Below are 15,366 nucleotides of genomic sequence, written 5' to 3'. Positions count from 1 at the left end.
ACGCAAAAACCTCACGGACGGGTTGAGTGGGTAAAACGGTCGAAGTGTTGGCGCTCTGTTTTGGCCATCCAGATATTCAGCGACCACAGGTCGGCGACTGGCACATTGGTGAAGGGCAGGTGATGCAAATAGCCGTCGGCGCCGAACTCTGGCGTCAGGGTGCTGACCTGATAGCCGCGAGCCTGTTGGGAGCGCCAGATGGCTTCCCAGTGCTGTTGATGGAAGGCCAGTTCCCGGGCGTATTCCGGTGCAGCCGGATGGGGAACCTGCGGGCCCTGGTCATAACCGACTCGGGCCTGGATATGGTGCACGCGCTCGACGAAGGCGCTCAGGTCATCCGCCGGGTCATTCAACAAGCGTTCGCAGGTGACGATCCAATGGCTGATATCGCTGGTGAACAATAAGTCGGGCAGCTGCCGGATCAGCTCAAGGGTCAGCCAGGGGTTGAACAGTGAGCGCGAACGGTGGGTTTCGAAGCTGCAGACTTGCCCGTGCTTGCGCGCAAGCGTCATGGCCTGCCCGAAGAACTCCACCTGCTGCGCCAGTGGCCAGCGATCATTACCGGCCAGAACATTGACGAAGCGTGGGTTGAGCTCGGCGGCCCAAGCGAGTTTTTTGTCCAGATCAAGGAGGTGTTCGGCGGGCGGTGCGGATTGTTTCGGCAACACGTCATAGGCGGTAAAAACCGTGCTGATGTACCCGAGTCGATTGGCCCGTAGAAAGGCGCCGAACTCGGCTCGCTCACTGGCTTCCAGCGGCAGGCGGGCCTCCATGCCGTCGAAGCCTGCCTCCAGTAACTCATCGAGTGCCTGAGCCTTGCTCGCGGTATAGCCCCAGAGGGTACGGAATATTTCAAGTTTCATTAGTGAACCTCCACGATTCCTTCAACTACTCAAGGCTCGACGGCGGTACGTGACCGAATCGGGCTGTTATGGCAGTAGTAAAAGGTTTTCATGAGCCGGATCTCTGTGTATCCGTTCTCACTTATATCGCTGTTAATTTTTATTGTTATTACGACCGCTTGCGGTCACAGGTCACGCTGGCATTGATGGTAAGCAGGGTGCGAGGCAGAGAAGAATAGGAAACCTCAAATCGTTACTTCAGGGTTTTCTAAACAAATAGCCGGCTATCAATGAACGCTGTTTCGTGAAGGTTTCACCAGCTGTGCTACCGTTTCCGCATCGCCCTGACGATTGAAGAGAATCCCTGCATGGACGTGGCCGTCTCGACGACAGAACGCAGTGTTGGCTGGAGGCAGTTGCTGCCGTCCGCCATTCTCTGTTGGTTGACCTCCCTCGCTTCTGTCCTGCCAGAAACGCCGATCGGCATGGCGGCCCCATGAGTTTATTCAAGCTCGATAACCGTCCGACCCTGCGCTCGGTCGTTGGTCGCGGGCATTTGATTGTCGCGTTAGTAGCGGTGGCCCTGGCCAGCCTTTCCTTGAGCCTGCTTGGGGGGCTGGCCTTGCGCGTTTATGCCGATCACAACCTGCAATTGATTGCTCGCTCGATCAACTACACCGTGGAAGCCGCAGTGGTGTTCGACGACAAGGTCGCGGCGACTGAAGCGCTGGCGTTGATCGCCTCCATGGAAGAGGTGGCAGACGTGCAGGTTTTCGGTGAGAACGGTCGGTTGCTGGCGCGTTGGCAGCGACCGGCAACCGGGTTGCTCTCTGAGTTGGAAACTCAGATAGCCCAGACCTTTCTGGAAAAGCCGATCAGCCTGCCGATCCTCCATAAGGGCCAGGAAATCGGCAGCATCCTGCTCACCGGTCATGGCGGTAGTCTGTTGCGTTTTTTGCTCAGTGGTCTGGCCGGCATTGTGTTGTGCACGGCCCTGAGTGCTTGGGTTGCCCTGTACCTGGCACGACGTCAGCTTCAAGGAATCACTGGCCCGCTGCGCAGTCTGGCCAGCGTGGCCCACGCCGCGCGTAGCAAACGAGCCTTCGATCAGCGCGTACCGCCAGCCGAGATTGCCGAGCTGAATAATCTGGGTAACGACTTCAATGCCTTGCTCGATGAAATGGAAGCCTGGCAGACGAATCTGCAAAACGAAAACGAAACGCTGGCCCACCAGGCCAGTCATGACAGCCTCACCGGTCTGCCGAATCGGGCGTTTTTCGAGGGCCGGCTGATCCGCGCATTGCGCAGCGCGAACAAACTCGATGAGCGGGTCGCGGTGTTGTTTCTCGACAGTGACCGGTTCAGAGACATCAACGACAATTTTGGTCACTCGGCCGGTGATGCGGTATTGGTTGCCATTGCTACGCGGGTCAGAGCGCAGTTGCGCGAAGATGACTTGATCGCGCGACTGGGCGCAGATGAGTTTGCCGTTCTGCTGACGCCCCTGCACAAGGACGAGGACGCCGAGCGCATTGCCGACAAGATCATTGCCAGCATGGACACTCCGATCCAGGTGCCAGGCAATACCTCAGTCTTAAGCTCACTCAGCATCGGGATTGCCATTTATCCCGATCATGGCGCTACTCCAGGCACTCTGCTCGATGCCGCCGATGCGGCGATGTCTCAAGCCAAATGCCTCGCCCAAGGCGGGCAGCAGACGGCGGGGTCGGAGCATCCTGTCGCACTTGTTCAAACCAGGCGATGAATCCACACCGAAAACCGCCGAGTGTCGATTGTGGTGAGCGCGGATTAATCCGCGAACAGCATCGAGCGGGTTTCCCCCATCAACAAGCGCTGATTCTGCTCGGTCACGCTGCGGATGTAGTCCCACAGCAGGGTAATGCGCTTGAGCTTGCGCAGGTCCTCGCGGCAGTACATCCAGAATTGCCGGGTGATGTTGATTTCTTCTGGCAGCACCGGCAGTAGACGCGGGTCCTGCGCTGCAAGAAAACACGGCAGGATTGCCAACGAGCGCCCCTGTTGGGCGGCGACGTACTGGGCAATCACGCTGGTGCTGCGCAGGTTGGCGCTGGCGCCGGGCAACACGTTGGCCAGGTAAAGCAGCTCCGAGCTGAACGCCAGATCGTCGACATAACTTATGAACTGGTGGTTGACCAAGTCTGCCGGGCGGCGGATTGGTGGGTGTTTGTCGAGGTAGTCCTGGGTCGCGTACAGCTGCAAACGGTAGTCACAGAGTTTGCAGCACACGTACGGGCCGTGCTCCGGGCGTTCCAGAGCGATGACGATATCCGCCTCACGCTTGGACAGGCTGATGAAGTGCGGCAGCGGCAGGATGTCCACCGAGATTGCCGGGTAGGTGTCGACGAAGTGGCTCAGCTGCGGGGTGATAAAGAAGCTGCCGAACCCCTCGGTGCAACCCATGCGAACATGACCCGACAGCGCCACGCCAGAGCCCGAAACCTGCTCGCAGGCCATGTGTAGCGTGCTTTCGATCGACTCGGCGTAACCCAGCAAGCGCTGGCCCTCGGCGGTCAGCACGAAGCCGTTGGTCCGCGACTTTTCGAACAGCAAAGTTCCCAGCGCACCTTCCAGTGAGCTGATGCGCCTCGACACAGTGGTGTAGTCCACCGCCAGGCGTTTGGCGGCCGTGCTGGCCTTGCGTGTACGGGCGACCTCGAGGAAGAACTTCAGGTCGTCCCAGTTCAATGCGCTTAAAGATGTGATGTTTTTTTGCATGTTGGACCGGCTTTTATGTGCGTTCTTATTAGAAGTTTGCACATCTATACTCCAGAAACAGTCCGACAAACAACTCGGGACGCCGCCTCATTTCAAGGCGACAAAACGCCTTGGCTCCCTGCACAGCAACCCACTTCAATAACAAGAAGCCAGGAGACCATCATGAACGCATCTCTCACGCTAGACGAAACCACCTTGCAACGCGTCAAGCTGCTGATCGACGGCGAATGGGTCGAGTCGCAGACCACCGAGTGGCACGACATCGTCAACCCGGCCACCCAGCAAGTGCTGGCCAAAGTTCCGTTCGCTACTGCCTCTGAAGTCGACGCAGCTATCAGTGCCGCCCATCGCGCCTTCCAGACCTGGAAGCTGACGCCGATCGGCGCGCGGATGCGCATCATGCTCAAGCTCCAGGCGTTGATCCGCGAACACTCCAAACGCATTGCCGTAGTGCTCAGCGCCGAGCAGGGCAAAACCATTGCCGATGCCGAAGGCGATATTTTCCGTGGTCTGGAAGTGGTCGAGCACGCGTGCTCCATTGGCAGCCTGCAGATGGGCGAATTCGCCGAGAACGTCGCCGGTGGTGTCGATACTTACACGCTGCGTCAGCCGATCGGCGTCTGTGCCGGGATCACTCCGTTCAACTTCCCTGCGATGATTCCGCTGTGGATGTTCCCGATGGCGATTGCCTGCGGCAACACTTTCGTCCTCAAGCCTTCCGAGCAGGACCCGATGTCGACCATGCTGCTGGTGGAATTGGCGCTGGAAGCCGGGGTTCCGCCGGGCGTGCTCAACGTGGTGCACGGTGGCAAGGATGTGGTGGATGCGCTGTGCACTCACAAAGACATCAAAGCTGTGTCGTTCGTTGGTTCGACTGCGGTCGGTACTCATGTCTACGACCTGGCCGGCAAACATGGCAAACGCGTGCAATCGATGATGGGCGCGAAAAACCACGCGGTGGTGCTGCCCGATGCCAATCGTGAGCAAGCCCTCAACGCTCTGGTCGGTGCCGGTTTCGGTGCGGCTGGCCAACGTTGCATGGCCACCTCTGTCGTGGTGCTGGTGGGCGCAGCCAAGCAATGGCTGCCGGACCTCAAGGCACTGGCGCAGAAGCTCAAAGTGAATGCCGGCAGCGAGCCGGGCACCGATGTCGGCCCGGTGATCTCCAAAAAGGCCAAGGCCCGCGTGCTGGGATTGATCGAAGCGGGCATCAAGGAAGGCGCGAAGCTGGAACTCGACGGCCGCGACGTCAAGGTTCCGGGGTTCGAGCAGGGCAACTTCATTGGCCCGACTCTGTTCTCCGGTGTGACCACCGACATGCAGATCTACACACAGGAAATCTTCGGTCCGGTACTGGTGGTGCTGGAAGTCGATACCCTTGATCAAGCCATCGCTTTGGTCAACAGCAACCCCTTCGGCAACGGCACCGGCCTGTTCACTCAGAGCGGCGCAGCGGCACGTAAATTCCAGAACGAGATCGATGTCGGCCAGGTCGGGATCAACATCCCGATCCCCGTGCCGGTTCCGTTCTTCAGCTTTACCGGTTCCCGTGGCTCCAAGCTTGGTGACCTCGGTCCGTACGGCAAACAAGTGGTTCAGTTCTACACTCAGACCAAGACGGTCACCAGTCGCTGGTTCGACGATGACAGCGTGAACGATGGCGTGAACACCACCATTCACTTGCGCTGATCGAGGAGAAGAACATGAAGATTGCATTTATCGGTCTGGGCAACATGGGCGCGCCGATGGCGCGCAACCTGATCAAGGCCGGCCACGAGCTGAACCTGTTCGACCTGAACCAGACCGTGCTCGCGGAACTGGCTCAGCTGGGTGGCAGCATCAGCGCTTCACCTCGTGAAGCGGCTCAAGGCAGCGAACTGGTCATCACCATGTTGCCGGCCGCCGCCCATGTGCGCAGCGTCTGGCTGGGTGAAGACGGTGTGCTGGCCGGGATCGCCAAGGGTGTGCCTGCGGTGGATTGCAGCACCATCGACCCGCAGACCGCCCGCGATGTGGCGGCCGCTGCGGCCAAGCAAGGCGTGGCGATGGCCGATGCACCGGTCTCCGGCGGCACCGGCGGCGCGCAGGCAGGCACCCTGACTTTCATGGTCGGCGCCACGCCGGAGCTGTTCGCTACTCTGCAGCCAGTGCTGGCGCAAATGGGCCGCAACATCGTGCGTTGCGGTGAAGTCGGCACCGGGCAAATCGCCAAAATCTGCAATAACCTGCTGCTGGGGATTTCCATGGTCGGCGTCAGCGAAGCCATGGCGTTGGGCGACGCACTGGGGATCGACACCCAGGTGCTGGCCGGAGTCATCAACAGTTCGACCGGGCGTTGCTGGAGTTCGGAGATGTACAACCCATGGCCAGGCATCGTCGAAACGGCGCCGGCTTCGCGCGGTTACACCGGCGGTTTCCATGCCGAGCTGATGCTCAAGGATCTGGGGCTGGCCACTGAAGCAGCGCGTCAGGCGCACCAACCGGTGGTGCTCGGCGCAGTGGCCGAGCAGTTGTATCAGGCGATGGGGCAGCGTGGGGAAGGTGGCAAGGACTTCTCGGCAATCATCAACAGCTATCGCAAACCCCAATAAGGGGTTTTCCGAGAGCCCACGTCGGGTGGGCTCTCGGTTTTTTACACTGGACCTGCTACGGGGGAATGCATTGAGCCTGAAATTCCCTAACGTATCGGCATTGATTGATACTGTTTCCTGACGTCGAGCCATTGCCCGACTTGGTTTAGATGCCAGAGTCTTTGGAGACAGCGCATGCGTTGCACACGCACCATCAAACCTCTGTCCTACTTGTTGCTCTCCCTGACAGGTTCCCACCGCACGCTCGCACTTCTGGGTCTGGGATCCGTCATGTGCCTGAGCGTTTTCGCGCCATCCACGGCCTGCGCTGAGTCAATGCCTGGCCATATGGTCTACTTGCGTACGATCGATCCGAGCATTCAGCAGGACATTCGCTATGCCAGTGCTCACAACTTCACGGGGCGCCCGCTCGACGGTTACGCCGCCGCGGAGTGCATCTTGTCGCAAGACGCGGCGAAGGCCATCGCCCGGGTACAAACGGCACTGCGTGCACAGGGTTACGGTTTGAAGGTGTTCGACTGCTATCGACCCAGCCGTGCTGTCGCGGACATGGGGCGCTTCTCGAATGAGCCGGGTGACCCCCTCAAGGTCGAGTTCTACCCGCGCGTGAACAAGACGGACTTCTGGCGTCTGGGTTACGTGGCCCGGGTTTCAAATCACTCGAAGGGGGGCACTGTGGATGTGACGCTCACAGGCCCCGAGGCTTTGCCCGCCGAAATGTGGACGGCCTCGACCGCGCAAGTTGATTGTGCAGCCCCCTATGGCCAGCGGTTACGCGATGGCGCCCTTGATATGGGAACGGGCTTTGACTGCTTCGATGAGCGAGCCCATACCGCCAGCCCGATGATCAGTCCAACGGCCAGGCAGAATCGCCAGCGTCTCACCAACGCCATGCAGAAAGAGGGATTTGTCGGTTACGCGGGCGAATGGTGGCACTTCACCTATATCCGGGATCCTGCGTTGGACAAGGCCCTGGACTTCCCCATTACACCCTTGGAGACCAGCGTTACGGGCCAAGAAGATCATTGATGCCCTCGCGGATTGACTGAATTAAAACGACAATGATGCATATCAAGGGATGATTCACTTTGAAAAGATTATTTAAAATCTGCCCCCTATTGATGCTTCTTTTTTCAAGTCTGGTGCTAGCGCAAGTTCCTGATACCAGTAATCAGTTAATTGTGGTCACAACAAAAAACTGGACTGACTTCAAAGGGACCGCGCAGCGCTATGAACGCCATGGGCAAACGTTTCAGAAGTACGGAGAAGCATTTCCGGTCGTTGTCGGCAAAAGCGGTTTAGCCTGGGGCCGCGGCATCAACCACGACGAACAAGGCCAAGGTCCGGTTAAACGTGAAGGCGATGGAAAAGCACCGGCAGGGATATTCAACATTGGAACGGCTTTTGGTTATGACAGTACGGCCAAAACCAAATTACCTTATACCCCTCTCACTTCGATGACCGAATGCGTGGATGACAGCAACTCCAAACGCTATAACGAGCTTGTCGAGGGGCTGGCTGTCTCAAAGGACTGGACCAGTTCCGAACATATGCGCCGCGATGATGACTTATATCGAAAGGGCATTTTTATCGAACACAATACGCCTGCGTCCCCGGCTTCTGGCTCATGCATCTTCTTCCACATATGGCATGGGCCAACTTCCGCAACGCTTGGCTGCACGGCCATGGATCCAGCGGACATTTCTCATCTGTTCACCTGGCTAGATCCCCGCGAGACTCCTTTGCTGGTGCAAATGCCCGAGGCGGAATACGAGCGCTATCGCGTAAGCTGGAATCTTCCCAAACGTTGAAACAGTCGAATCATGCTGTCTGATGTTGGCCTGCGCCGGAATCGGCAAATATCCGTTAATTGAGGCGGGATGAGGGGCAACGCCAAGTCTGAAAAATTCAAACTTGGCGGGTTGGGGTCGTTAGGGCTGAATTTTTCAACGGCCTGCCAGGGCAAACCCGTCCCCAAAAAGTGGGAACTCAGAATCAGGCGAAAACGAAATACTTGCGCACGGTCTCGACCACTTCCCAGGTGCCTGTCATCCCCGGTTCGATAACGAAAATATCACCCGCCCGCAGATGGATTGGCGCCATGCCGTCCGGGGTGATGACGCAGTAGCCTTCCTGAAAATGGCAGTACTCCCATTTCACATACTCGACTCGCCATTTGCCCGGTGTGCAGATCCAGGTACCCATGATCTTGCTGCCGTCTTCGCTGGTGTAGGCGTTGAGGTTGACGGTGTGCGGGTCGCCTTCGAGCTTTTCCCATTTGCAGGCGTCGAGTACTGGCAATGGGTGGGTATCGCGAAGAACGGTAATCGGTGCGGACATGATAACTCCGGGCGTTAAGGGAGAACTGAAGTCGCACCCTATAGCGCTTGGCGAGGTGTCAGTTGTCTGTACTCGACACTGAGGTATCCAGAAGCGCAGCGGCCGGCGTGCATTCACGCAACGCTCGGAGGATGAAAGCAGACTTTTGAACGGGCTGTTTTTTTCGTTGAAATTTCCACTCAGTAAAAGCCTGATTATTAGCAATATGTGCGAAATATTTGGGCGTTTCCGGAGGTTTTCGCAAGAATATTCACAGGGTTCACTCGTATCATTCACTTCGGAACAGGCCAAGAGCTTTGCAATGAAAAAAACAATGTTGTGGTGGGATATCAGCCCGCCCTTGAGCGCCGCTACACCCACCTGGCCGGGTGACACACCTTTTCAGGAGGAGCGCGTGTGGACGTTTGGGCCGGAGTGTCCGGTGAATGTTGGCCGCATCACTCTGTCTCCTCACACCGGCGCCCATGTCGATGCGCCGCTGCATTACAGCGCTGACGGTGCGGCCATTGGCGATGTGTCGCTCGATGTTTATATCGGTCCCTGCCGGGTGTTGCATTGCCTGGACAGCGGCCAACTGGTGCATCCTGAGCAACTTGACGGTCGCTTGGAAGACCTGCCCGAGCGCGTTCTGCTGCGCACCTATGGACAAGCGCCGCTGACGGCCTGGGATCCGGACTTTACGGCTGTCGCCAAAGAAACCGTCGACCTGCTGGCAAGTCTGGGCGTGCGCTTGATCGGTATCGATACACCGTCGCTGGACCCTCAGCAATCCAAGACCATGGATTCGCACAATGCGGTGGCCCGGCATGGCATGGCCATCCTCGAAGGCATCGTGCTCGATGACGTTCCGGAAGGGGACTATGAACTGATCGCTTTGCCGCTACGTTTTGCCAACCTGGATGCCAGTCCGGTCAGGGCGATTTTGCGTCCACTGGTCCACTGAATAAACCGCAACCGCAACGTGAGGAGCCGACTCAATGAGCCAATGTCCCTATTCACCTGAAAACCAGTCGGCGGAGTGGCATAACGCCGAGCTGAACTTTTCAGACTCCATGAGCTACGGCGACTACCTGGACCTGGGGAAGATTCTCAGCGCTCAGCACCCCTTGTCCCCGGACCATAACGAGATGCTGTTCATCATCCAGCATCAGACGTCCGAGCTGTGGATGAAGCTGATGCTGCACGAGCTCAAGGCTGCTCGCGAACACGTCAGGCTGGGAGAGTTGCCGCCTGCCTTCAAGATGCTGGCTCGGGTCTCGCGGATCTTCGATCAGTTGGTCCATGCCTGGACAGTGCTGGCCACCATGACCCCCACCGAGTACCACGCGATACGGCCGTTTCTGGGGCAGTCATCGGGGTTCCAGTCATTTCAGTACCGTGAGATCGAATTTATTCTGGGCAACAAAAGTGCAACCCTTTTGCGCCCGCATGCGCATCGGCCGGAGCTGTTGGCAGAGCTTGAAAAGGCGATTGCCACACCGTCGCTGTATGACGAAGCGATTCGCTTGCTGGCCAGCGCCGGCCTGACGATCGACCCGCAGCGTTTCGAACGCGACCCGACCAGCCCTACGATGCATGACGCCTCCGTCGAAGCGGCCTGGCGCGAGGTCTATACCGACCCTTCGCGTTATTGGGATCTCTACCAATTGGCAGAAAAGCTGATCGACCTTGAAGATTCGTTCCGTCAGTGGCGCTTCCGCCATGTCACAACGGTTGAGCGGATCATCGGTTTTCAACCGGGAACCGGCGGCACCGAAGGTGTCGGTTACCTGCGCAAAATGCTCGATACCGTGCTGTTCCCGGAATTGTGGCGGGTTCGCTCAACGCTTTGAGCAATGCTGATACGCAAGGCAGCGCTGATCCCTTGTAGCAGCTGCCGAAGGCTGCGTTCGAGCCGGGGTCGCGCTCGACCGAAGTCCTCGCCGTTCGGGCTACTGCTGCTTATCTGAAGAGTTGCGGCGTCAGGATTACGACTGCTGCGCAGCCGGACGCAGCCTGGCGGCAGCTGCTACATAGAGCGCGTCGCACTTGTAAATGCCTCTAACCCGACATACAAAAGCCCCGGCACTCATCGAATGTCGGGGCTTTTTGTCGACTGGCTGAAGGTTATTGAGCGACCGACACCGAGCGAGTCCTGGCTAACCGAATCCGGTAGAAAACGAAGATGATCAATACCCAGGCCGGGATGGCGAAGACCGAGGCGCGTACCCCTGGAATCATCAGCATGACGCAGATGATCATGGCCATGAAGGCCAGGCACAGGTAATTGGTGTAGGGTGACCAGAACGCCTTGAAGCCGGGCACGATGCCGCGTTGGCCCATGGCCTTGCGAAACTTCAGGTGCGTCAGGCTGATCAGCGCCCAGTTGATCATCAGCGAGGCGACCACCAGCGCGAACAGCAACTCGAGCGCTTCATGCGGGGCGACGTAGTTGACCACCACGCACAGCATGGTGACTAACGCCGATACGCCGAGCGCCAGTAACGGCACGCCCTGCTTGTTCAGTTTCATCAGCGCCTTGGGTGCATCGTCCTGTTCGGCCAGGCCGTAGAGCATGCGGCTGTTGCAGTAGACGCCGCTGTTATAGACCGAAAGTGCCGCAGTGAGCACCACAAAATTGAGGATCTGCGCCGCGGTGTTGCTGCCGATCAAGGCGAAGATCTGCACAAACGGACTGCCGCTGTAGGCATCGCCGGAAGCGCCCAGTGTTTGCAGCAGTTGATCCCACGGATACAGCGAAAGCAGCACGGTGAGTGCGCCGACGTAGAAGATCAATACGCGGTAAACCACTTGATTGATCGCCTTGGGAATGACTTTCCTCGGCTCGCTGGCTTCAGCAGCGGTGATGCCGACCAGCTCCAGGCCGCCAAAGGAGAACATGATGAACGCCATCGACATCAGCAAACCGTTGGTGCCGTTGGGGAAGAAACCTCCGTGGCTCCACAGGTTGCTCACCGAAGCCTGCGGGCCACCAGTACCGCTGACCAGCATGTAACAGCCCAGGGCAATCATGCCGATGATCGCCACGACCTTGATGAGGGCGAACCAGAACTCCATCTCGCCAAACACTTTGACGTTCATCGTGTTGATCAGGTTGACCAGCACGAAGAACACTGCCGCGCTGACCCAGGTCGGCACCTCGGGCCACCAGAACTGAACGTACTTGCCAACGGCGGTCAGCTCCGCCATGCCCACCAGCACATACAGCACCCAGTAGTTCCAGCCGGACAGGAAACCGGCAAAGCCGCCCCAGTAGTTGTGGGCAAAGTGGCTGAAGGAACCGGCGACCGGCTCTTCGACAATCATCTCTCCCAGTTGGCGCATGATCAGGAAGGCGATGAACCCGGCAATCGCATAGCCGAGGATCATCGACGGTCCGGCCGACTTGAGTACTCCGGCGGAGCCTAGAAACAGCCCGGTACCAATGGCTCCACCCAATGCGATCAGTTGAATATGACGATTTTTCAACCCCCGCTTGAGCTCGCCTTGTTGCAAGATTTCATCCGCCATCGGGTTCCCTTCTAGTTGTTATGGTCAGGCCTGCTTTGAATACGTCAGGTTATTCAATCGCTGCTCATTTTTGAATGATCAGATATTACTCTCGGTAAATTTTTCGTAATACAGATGAACACTCTCGGGTGCCTGTTCCTGCAACCAGGTCTTGATCGACTCGACCATCGGCGGTGGGCCGCAGACGTACATGTCGACCGCCGCGTCGCGCAGTTCGCTGGTGTCGAAATGCTCGGTGATATAACCGCGCTTTCCCTCCCACGCAGGCGATGGATCGCTGACCACCTCGGTGTAGCGAAACCCCGGAATGCGTTCGGCATAGGCCTTGATGCGCGCGCTTTCGCACAGATCAGCGGCGTCCCGGACACCGTAGTACAAATGCACGGGTTGCTCGCACCCGCGCTCGGCAAGCTCATCGAGCATGCCCAGCAGCGCAGATAGCCCGGTGCCACCGGCGACCAGAATCAGCGGCTTGGCGACATGACGAAGATAGAACGCACCCAGCGGCGCTTCCAGTCCGATTTCGTCGCCCACCCGACAGCGTTCGCGGATGTAGTTGCTCATCACTCCGTCAGGCAGCAGGCGAATCAGGAACTGCAGTTGATTGCTGTTGCTCGGCCGGTTGGCGAACGAGTAGGAACGCTTGCTCTGCGTACCCGGGATCAGCAGCCGGGCGTATTGCCCCGGCAGGAAATCCAGGGGCTGGCCTGCCGTGCCCAAATCCAGATGCAGAATCGCCGTGCTGGCCGAGACCTGCCTGACCTCGGTGACCGTACCGGTGAGTTGGCCGGGACCCGAGGCATTGCACAGGCTGGAGGCGAAGTCGAAGTAAAACGCAGCGTCGGACTTCACTCGGGTCTGGCAGGTAAGCATTTTGCGTTGCTGCAGGTCCTGACTGGAGAGGGCTTCCTCGTCCACATAATCCTGGCTGTAGTCGCCCGATTCGCAGCGGCCCTGGCAGGTTCCACAGACGCCCTCGCGGCAATCCAGGGGAATATTGATGCCGTTGCGCAGGGCGGCGTCGAGCAGTATTTCGTTGGGTTGTACGGGAAAGAACAGCGTTTTGCCGTCGGCAAAGCTGAACGCGACCTTGTGATTCATGCCCCGGTCTCCATGGATTCAGAGGTGGTAGAAATCGAGCACCGAGTTAATGGTGTCGTTGAGCAGCAGGACGTGTTTGCGGGCAATGACCCAGCTGTCTCCGTGAGGCTTGAGACGATAGGTCGCGTTCCCGTAGAACTGCTCGGAAGTGGCCAGGCGATAGAACAGGGTGTGCCAGTTCAGACGCACCTCCAGGTCGCCGCCCTCGAGTTCATCGATGCGCACGTTGTTGATCAGGTGCAGGGTGCGCGGCATTGGAGTCGCGGAAGCGGCTTTGCCGGTGCGCAGGCGGAACACGCGGTCTTCCAGACCCGAACGGTTGGGGTAGTAGATCAGCGACATTTCGCGTTTTGGGTCGCGGGTGTAGACGTGTTCCGAGTCCCATTGCGGCAGGTGGAACTCACTGTGCTCGTCGAACAGCGTGATATAGGCGTCCCAATCCTGGGCGTCGCACAATTCAGACTTGCGATAGAAAAACTGCTCGATCTGGTACTGCAATTGCGGATTCATGTTCACACCTCATGCAGCTTTAGGGATTTCGCTTCCAGGCCATTGAGCAGAAATTTCTGCCAGTTGCTGTGCTGGTTGACGTAAAGCCCTTCGTGGGTGAATTCGGTGCCAGTCATTGCCGGCATGATGCCAATCGACTCGCTGTTGGGTGTGGCGCCGGTCGCCCATTGATGACTGCCGCGAGAAATATCGCTCCAGGGCTCCAGGCGCGCCTGGAAACCACGCTGGGCTTCGCGAAACTCCACCAGGTCATCCGGGGTGCCGAGTCCGGACACGTTGAAGAAGTCTTCGAACTGACGAATCCGGTTCTCGCGATCCGCGTCCGACTCATTCTTGACGCCCAGGCACTGGCTGATGATTTCGGTCTTGTTCCAGGCTATCGGGCGGATGATGCGCAGTTGCGAGCTGATCTGATCGAGGAAAAACAGGCTCGGATAGATGTTCAGGTTGCGCAGGCGATGCATCATCCATTCGGCTTTTTCCTGGCCATGCTCTTCGATCAAACGCGGCATGATCGTGGCGTAACCGGAACGCACCGCCGGGTTGGGCATGTCGCTGAACAACACGCTATGGCCGTTATCGAAGGCGAACCAACCGTCATCGGTATTGGCGTCGCCAGCACCCAGCTTGCTGTAGTCGAGCGTGCCGCTTGAGCGGGTGCCGTTCTCGCTGTTGACCTGCTGGCGGTGTTGCACGGTGGCCACGTAGTTATAGTGGACGGTGCTGACGTGATAGCCGTCGAGGCCGTTTTCGTTCTGCAGTTTCCAGTTGCCGTCGTAGGTGTAGGACGACTTGCCGGGCAGCACTTCCAGCTCACCGGTCGGCGACTGGGCGACCATCATGTCGAAGAACACTTTGGCGTCGCCGAGGAAGTCTTCGAGGCTGTTATCGCCGTGCACGTCCAGGCTGATGAACACAAACCCCTTGTAGCTCTGGATGCGGGCTTTTTTCAGGCCGCGAGTGGCTTTGTCGAAACCTTCCGGGTATTCGCCGGGAGCCTTGACCTTGACCAGGCGCCCGTCACTTTTGTAGCACCAGGCGTGGAACGGGCAGGTGAACGTCGACTGATTGCCCTTGCCGACGCGGGTCAATGTCGTGCCGCGATGTTGGCAGGCATTGATCAACGCGTTGAGCTGACCGTCGCCGTCACGGGTAATGATCATCGGCTGGCGGCCGGCACGCATCGTGATGAAGTCGTGATTATTGGCCAGCTCGCTTTCGTGGCAGGCATAGATCCAGTTCTTTTCGAAGATCAGCTCCATCTCCAGATCGAACAACTGCGGCTCGGTGAAGATGTCCCGGGCGATCCGAAACACGCCGTCTGCCGGACGGAAGTCCAGGCAGCCCTCAATAAACGTTTTCCATTGCTCGACGTTTTTTGCGCCACTCATAATGTGTACCTTTTTTATTCGGGCCAATCGGTACGCTCATTAGAGAGAGTGGGGCGGGCAGGGGTCTATCCGGTTTGTCGGCGAAGGCAGTCCATAAAATTCGATGGCAATTGGTGAGCCAATGGACATTCGGTGGTGCGCTGATCCCGTAGCAGCTGCCGAAGGCTGCGTCCGGCCGCGCAGCGGTCGTAAAATCGGTATGTAGGGTTTTCCTGAAAGATTGCGGTTGCAGACCTTACAACACGACCGCTGCGCGCTCGAACGCAGCCTTCGGCAGCTGCTACGGGGATTTGTACGGACACGCAAAGGGGTAACACCCTATGT

General features: G+C 58.2%; 14 protein-coding genes. 7 read left to right on the top strand and 7 right to left on the bottom strand.

Features of this window, described 5'->3' with window-relative positions; all coding sequences use genetic code 11:
- Positions 1-11: 11 nt before the first annotated feature.
- Positions 12-863: a sugar phosphate isomerase/epimerase family protein gene (locus tag ACZYSM_RS03525; protein ID WP_489068884.1), complete on the bottom strand. Its 852-nt coding sequence runs from the start codon at positions 861-863 to the stop codon at positions 12-14.
- Between the two features lie 475 nt (positions 864-1,338).
- On the opposite strand from ACZYSM_RS03525, the gene dgcN reads away from it, so the two are divergent.
- Positions 1,339-2,607, top strand: coding sequence for a diguanylate cyclase DgcN/YfiN (gene dgcN, locus ACZYSM_RS03520; RefSeq protein WP_489068882.1), 1,269 nt, complete (start codon positions 1,339-1,341; stop codon positions 2,605-2,607).
- Between the two features lie 44 nt (positions 2,608-2,651).
- Here the strand turns inward: dgcN and ACZYSM_RS03515 are convergent, their stop codons facing one another.
- Positions 2,652-3,599, bottom strand: a complete 948-nt coding sequence (locus ACZYSM_RS03515) for a LysR family transcriptional regulator (protein WP_489068880.1) — start codon at positions 3,597-3,599, stop codon at positions 2,652-2,654.
- A gap of 162 nt (positions 3,600-3,761) precedes the next feature.
- Between ACZYSM_RS03515 and ACZYSM_RS03510 the strand changes: the two genes are divergently transcribed.
- From ACZYSM_RS03510 to ACZYSM_RS03495, 4 genes are all read left to right on the top strand, one after another.
- Positions 3,762-5,288 carry a CoA-acylating methylmalonate-semialdehyde dehydrogenase gene (locus ACZYSM_RS03510; protein WP_489068878.1) on the top strand — a complete coding sequence of 509 codons (1,527 nt, stop codon included), beginning with the start codon at positions 3,762-3,764 and terminating at the stop codon, positions 5,286-5,288.
- Positions 5,289-5,302: 14 nt separating this feature from the next.
- Positions 5,303-6,190, top strand: coding sequence for a 3-hydroxyisobutyrate dehydrogenase (mmsB, locus tag ACZYSM_RS03505; protein ID WP_489068876.1), 888 nt, complete (start codon positions 5,303-5,305; stop codon positions 6,188-6,190).
- Positions 6,191-6,364: 174 nt separating this feature from the next.
- Complete coding sequence (locus ACZYSM_RS03500) at positions 6,365-7,219, top strand: M15 family metallopeptidase (protein WP_489068874.1); 855 nt, start codon at positions 6,365-6,367, stop codon at positions 7,217-7,219.
- A gap of 59 nt (positions 7,220-7,278) precedes the next feature.
- Positions 7,279-8,001: a L,D-transpeptidase family protein gene (locus ACZYSM_RS03495; RefSeq protein ID WP_489068872.1), complete on the top strand. Its 723-nt coding sequence runs from the start codon at positions 7,279-7,281 to the stop codon at positions 7,999-8,001.
- Between the two features lie 184 nt (positions 8,002-8,185).
- On the opposite strand, the gene ACZYSM_RS03490 is transcribed toward ACZYSM_RS03495, so the two are convergent.
- The gene (locus ACZYSM_RS03490; protein ID WP_158830155.1) at positions 8,186-8,530 is read right to left on the bottom strand and encodes a cupin domain-containing protein; all 345 of its coding nucleotides are present in this window, start codon (positions 8,528-8,530) and stop codon (positions 8,186-8,188) included.
- A 301-nt stretch (positions 8,531-8,831) separates the two neighbouring features.
- Here ACZYSM_RS03490 and kynB point away from each other — a divergent pair, with 301 nt between their 5' ends.
- Both kynB and kynA read left to right on the top strand, forming a co-directional pair.
- The gene (gene kynB, locus ACZYSM_RS03485) at positions 8,832-9,473 is read left to right on the top strand and encodes an arylformamidase (RefSeq protein ID WP_489068869.1); all 642 of its coding nucleotides are present in this window, start codon (positions 8,832-8,834) and stop codon (positions 9,471-9,473) included.
- Between the two features lie 34 nt (positions 9,474-9,507).
- Positions 9,508-10,362 (top strand): tryptophan 2,3-dioxygenase, encoded by an 855-nt coding sequence (gene kynA, locus ACZYSM_RS03480; protein ID WP_489068867.1) that lies wholly within the window; start codon positions 9,508-9,510, stop codon positions 10,360-10,362.
- 274 nt (positions 10,363-10,636) lie between these two features.
- On the opposite strand, the gene ACZYSM_RS03475 is transcribed toward kynA, so the two are convergent.
- The 4 genes from ACZYSM_RS03475 to antA all read right to left on the bottom strand — a co-directional run bounded on the left by ACZYSM_RS03475 (position 10,637) and on the right by antA (position 15,042).
- Positions 10,637-12,040, bottom strand: a complete 1,404-nt coding sequence (locus ACZYSM_RS03475) for an amino acid permease (RefSeq protein ID WP_489068865.1) — start codon at positions 12,038-12,040, stop codon at positions 10,637-10,639.
- 78 nt (positions 12,041-12,118) lie between these two features.
- A complete protein-coding gene (gene antC, locus ACZYSM_RS03470; protein WP_489068863.1) occupies positions 12,119-13,141 on the bottom strand; it encodes an anthranilate 1,2-dioxygenase electron transfer component AntC in 1,023 nt (340 codons plus the stop codon).
- 18 nt (positions 13,142-13,159) lie between these two features.
- The gene (gene antB, locus ACZYSM_RS03465) at positions 13,160-13,651 is read right to left on the bottom strand and encodes an anthranilate 1,2-dioxygenase small subunit (RefSeq protein WP_489068861.1); all 492 of its coding nucleotides are present in this window, start codon (positions 13,649-13,651) and stop codon (positions 13,160-13,162) included.
- Positions 13,652-13,653: 2 nt separating this feature from the next.
- The gene (gene antA / locus ACZYSM_RS03460; RefSeq protein WP_489068859.1) at positions 13,654-15,042 is read right to left on the bottom strand and encodes an anthranilate 1,2-dioxygenase large subunit; all 1,389 of its coding nucleotides are present in this window, start codon (positions 15,040-15,042) and stop codon (positions 13,654-13,656) included.
- Positions 15,043-15,366: the final 324 nt, after the last annotated feature.

Source organism: Pseudomonas sp. F220, from assembly GCF_057813935.1.
Note: the sequence above shows the minus strand (reverse complement) of the source record. Positions and strands in the feature narration are given on the sequence as shown.